This window comes from Terrabacter sp. P5_B1 (assembly GCF_056400505.1).
In genome coordinates, this window is the sequence record NZ_JBFULD010000326.1 from 1 (window position 1) to 4690 (window position 4690).

Here is a 4690-nt window from a genome sequence, read left to right on the forward strand (position 1 = left end):
CTCGAGGACTACCTCACCGAGCACGACATCGTCGTCAACTGCGTGCTGCAGGACACCGACGCCCCGCTGACGTTCATGACCGAGGACGACCTCAAACGCATGAGGCCCGGGAGCCTCGTCATCGACGTTTCGTGCGACGAGGGGATGGGTTTCAGCTGGGCCAGACCCACCAGCTTCGCCGACCCGACGTTCCTCGTCGGCGACCACGTGCTCTACTACGCGGTCGACCACAGTCCGTCCTACCTCTGGGATGCCGCGACCTGGGAGATCAGCGAGGCGCTGCTGCCCTTCCTGCCGACCGTCATGGCCGGCCCCGAGGCGTGGGAGGTCAACCCGACGATCCGTCGCGCCATCGAGATCCGCGGCGGTGTGGTCCAGAACCCCGCCATCCTCTCGTTCCAGGGCCGCTCGCCCCTGCACCCTCACCTGCCGGTGGCGACCTGACGGACGGCCGCGTGACGGACGGGCGCCTGGCGTCAGGCCGGTTCGGCGCGGTAGGTGCGGCGATACGCCAGAGGTGACAGGCCCACCGACCCGGYGAGGTGCTGACGCAGCGACGCACTGCTGCCGAAGCCGGCGGCGGCAGCCACACGGTCGACCAGCAGGTCGCTCGTCTCGAGCAGGTGGCGGGCCCGGTCGACGCGAGCGCGTGACAGCCAGGTGCCCGCCGTCTCGCCGGTCTCCTCGCGGAAGCGCCTGGTGAAGGTGCGCACGCTCGTGCCCGCATGACGGGCCAGGTCCGACAGGGTGATCGGCTCGTCGAGGTGCTCGAGCGCCCAGGCCCGAGTTGCACCGGTGCCGGCACCGGACTCATCGGGCACGGGACGGTCGATGAACTGGGCCTGACCGCCGGCTCGCCACGGCGCGACGACCGCGCCCCGGGCGACGCGGTTGGCGGCCTCGGTGCCGAGGTCCGAGCGCAGCACGTGGAGCAGCAGGTCGATGCCGGCGGCGTTTCCGGCGGAGGTGAGGACGTCGCCGTGGTCGACGTAGAGCACGTCGGGGTTGAGCAGCACGTCGGGGAAGTGCCGGCGGAACGCATCGACGTGGCACCAGTGGGTCGTGGCCTCGCGCCCGTCGAGCTTCCCGAGGGCCGCGAGGACGAACGCACCGGTGCAGATCGAGAGCCACCGCGCGCTCGGGCGTGCGGTCGCGGCGAGGCGGCGCAGCTCCTCGGGGAGCACGCCGGTCTCGACGATGTCGCCGTTGATGCCGGGGACGACGATGGTGTCCGCGTGGGCGAGCTCGGTGTTCGGGTGGGTCGGCAGGACGGCATACCCGGCCGAGGTCGTCACGGGCCCGTCGTCGAGCGTCACGAGACGCACGTCGTAGGGCGGGTCCGCTCCCGTGAGCGGTCCGGGCCAGCCGGGGTCGAGCGCGCCCGCCCGCAGGAAGCGGTGGGGGAGCCCGATCTCGAATGCGATGGCGGTGTCGAGAGCCAGGACGACAACGAGGTGTGGACGTCCTGCCAAGTGCCTCATGGCCAGATCCTTGCACATGATGTCCGACTGGCCACTCGTTCGACGGCTGGCGTATGCCACAGTCTTGACCCGTGAGCCTCACTGACCGACACTCCGCCTCCGATGAAAACGTCCAGGGCGCGCCGCTGCCCTCGGCCGAGGCGCGTCGCATCCACCCCGCGTGGTGGGTCGCCGTCGTCACGTTCCTGACGATCATCGGGGCGGCGGGATTCCGGTCCACGCCGGGCGTGCTCATGACGCCGCTGCACGACGAGTTCGGCTGGCCCATGGGCGTCATCGGCGGTGCCGTCTCCGTCAACCTCGTCCTCTTCGGGCTGGCAGCGCCGTTCTCCGCAGCCCTCATGGAGCGCCTCGGCATCCAGCGCGTCATCGCCGTGGCGCTCCTCCTCGTCAGCGTCGGGTCCCTGTTGCCGGTCTGGATGACGCAGTCGTGGCAGCTCGTGCTGTGCTGGGGGATCGTCGTCGGGATGGGCACCGGTGCCATGTCCATGGGGCTGGTGGCCACCGTGACGGGCCGCTGGTTCGTCGAGCGGCGCGGCCTCGTGACAGGCATCCTCACCGCTGCGGGTGCCACCGGCCAGCTCGTCTTCCTGCCGTTCCTCGCCTGGCTGGCAGGGCAGCACGGGTGGCGCAGCGCAGCCATCGCCACCTCGGTCGCAGCGCTGGCCGTCGTCCCCCTCGTGCTGTGGAAGCTGCACGACCACCCGAGCGTCCTTGGCATCACGGCCTACGGTGCGCCCGCCGGAACCCCGGTGGCGCGTCCGCCACGGCCGACGGGCCACCCCGCCCGCCTCGCCGTCGACACCCTGCGCCAGGCCGCCCGCACCCGGGTGTTCTGGCTCCTCGCCGGCAGCTTCGCCGTCTGCGGCGCGTCGACCAACGGCCTCGTCGGCACCCACTTCATCCCCGCTGCGCACGACCACGGCATGCCGACGACGACAGCAGCCAGCCTGCTCGCGCTCGTCGGTGTCTTCGACGTCGTCGGCACCATCTTCTCGGGCTGGCTGACCGACCGGGTCGACCCGAGGATCCTGCTCGCGGGCTACTACACCCTCCGCGGCGGCTCGCTGTTCCTGCTGCCCTCGCTCTTCAGCGACTCGATGCACGTCAACATGCTGGCGTTCGTGCTCTTCTACGGTCTCGACTGGGTCGCCACGGTGCCACCGACGATCGCCCTGTGCCGCAGCGCCTACGGCGAGCGGGCCCCGATCGTCTTCGGCTGGGTCTTCGCGTCGCACCAGCTCGGGGCGGCCGCTGCGGCGCTCGGTGCGGGCCTCGCCCGCGACCATCTCGGCACCTACGACCTGGCCTGGTACGTCGCCGGCGTCCTGTGCCTCGCTGCGGCCGCGATGTGCGTCGCGATCACGACCGCTCGTCTGTCAGATGCGTCACCTCGGCGCACGGACTCTGGCGCGGAGGCGGTCCCGGCGGCACAGTGAGGCCATGAGTGAAGGCATGAGCGGGAGCGCCGTGACGGCATACCAGCGCATCTACGACGCCAGCCTGCGCGACCCGGAAGAGTTCTGGCGCGCGGCTGCCGAGGGCATCGACTGGGTGACGCCGCCGACGCGGATCCTCGACGACTCACGGCCGCCGTTCTACCGGTGGTATCCCGACGCCGAGCTCAACGTGTGCTTCAACGCCGTCGACCGCCACGTCATCGCGGGCCGTGGCGAGCAGGCGGCGATCCACTACGACTCGCCCGTGACGGGCACGAAGAGCACGATGACGTATGCCGTCCTGCTGGAGCGGGTGCGCGCCGTGGCCGGTGGYCTGCGCGGGCTCGGGGTCAGCAAGGGCGACCGGGTCGTCATCTACATGCCGATGGTCCCCGAGGCCGTCATCGCCATGCTCGCCTGCGCCCGCATCGGCGCCATCCACTCCGTGGTGTTCGGTGGCTTCGCGCCCCAGGAGCTCGCCGCCCGCATCGACGACGCGGCCCCGAAGGTCGTGCTGTCGGCCTCGTGCGGCGTCGAGCCGAGCCGCGTCGTGCCCTACAAGCCGTTCCTCGACGAGGCGATCCGGCGCTCGGAGCACCAGCCCGAGCACTGTGTCGTCCTCCAGCGCGAGCAGCGGGCCGCCGAGCTCGGTGAGCGCGACATCGACTGGGCCGACTTCGAGTCCGGCGACGCCGCCCGCGAGGGCAGCGAGTGCGTCACCGTCGCGGCGACCGACCCGCTCTACATCCTCTACACGTCCGGCACGACGGGGAAGCCCAAGGGGATCTACCGCGACAGCGGGGGCTACGCCGTGGCGCTGCGGTGGTCGATGGCCAACCTCTACGACGTCGCGCCCGGCGAGACGATGTTCACCGCGAGCGACGTCGGCTGGGTCGTCGGTCACTCCTACATCGTCTACGCGCCGCTGCTCACCGGGGCGACGACCGTCCTCTACGAGGGCAAGCCGGTCGGCACACCCGACGCCGGCGCGTTCTGGCGCGTCATCGAGGAGTACGCCGCCGTCTGCCTCTTCACCGCGCCGACGGCGTTCCGCGCCATCAAGAAGGAGGACTCGACGGCGTCCAAGGTGGCCGACCACGATCTCTCGGTCTTCCGGACCCTCTTCCTCGCGGGGGAGCGACTCGACCCCGACACCTACGAGTGGGCCTCGGCCGCCCTCGGCAAGCCGGTGATCGACAACTGGTGGCAGACCGAGACGGGATGGCCGATCGCCTGCAACCCCAAGGGGATCGGGCTCCTTCCGATCAAGCCGGGATCACCGACCGTCGCGGTCCCGGGCTATGACGTGCAGGTCCTCGACGGCACTGGTGAGCCGGTCGACCCGGGGGTCGAGGGAGCGATCTGCATCAAGCTGCCGATGCCGCCCGGCACGCTGCCGACTCTCTGGGGCGACGACGACCGCTACGTCAGCTCCTACCTCTCCGCCTACGCCGGCTACTACCTGACCGGTGACGGCGGCTACCTCGACGAGGACGGCTACCTCTACGTCATGGGCCGCACCGACGACGTGCTCAACGTCGCCGGTCACCGGCTCTCCACCGGGTCGCTCGAGGCTGCCCTGGCCGGTCACGAGGCCGTGGCCGAGTGCGCCGTCATCGGCGTCCACGACGAGCTCAAGGGCCAGGTGCCGCGTGCGCTCGTCGTGCTGAAGTCGGGCATCGACGGCGAGGCGGACGGCGACCGGATCCGGCGAGAGCTCGTCGCGCGGGTCCGCGCGGAGGTCGGTGCGGTTGCGGCCCTGCACCAGGT

At 71.1% G+C, this 4690-nt stretch carries 4 protein-coding genes; 3 read left to right on the forward strand and 1 reads right to left on the reverse strand.

All coding sequences use genetic code 11. The annotated features are described in order from the left end of the window. The coding region (locus tag AC1DP0_RS18330) for a Rossmann-fold NAD(P)-binding domain-containing protein (protein ID WP_478087208.1) at positions 1–444 on the forward strand (444 nt) is incomplete at its 5' end. Between the two features lie 32 nt (positions 445–476). Here the strand turns inward: AC1DP0_RS18330 and AC1DP0_RS18335 are convergent. Further along, positions 477–1481 (reverse strand): GlxA family transcriptional regulator, encoded by a 1005-nt coding sequence (locus AC1DP0_RS18335; RefSeq protein ID WP_478087212.1) that lies wholly within the window; start codon positions 1479–1481, stop codon positions 477–479. A gap of 71 nt (positions 1482–1552) precedes the next feature. Between AC1DP0_RS18335 and AC1DP0_RS18340 the strand changes: the two genes are divergently transcribed. Then, positions 1553–2920 carry an MFS transporter gene (locus AC1DP0_RS18340; RefSeq protein WP_478087214.1) on the forward strand — a complete coding sequence of 456 codons (1368 nt, stop codon included), beginning with the start codon at positions 1553–1555 and terminating at the stop codon, positions 2918–2920. Positions 2921–2924: 4 nt separating this feature from the next. After that, positions 2925–4690, forward strand: a 1766-nt coding sequence (locus AC1DP0_RS18345) for an AMP-binding protein (RefSeq protein ID WP_478087216.1), incomplete at its 3' end; no start/stop codon positions are given.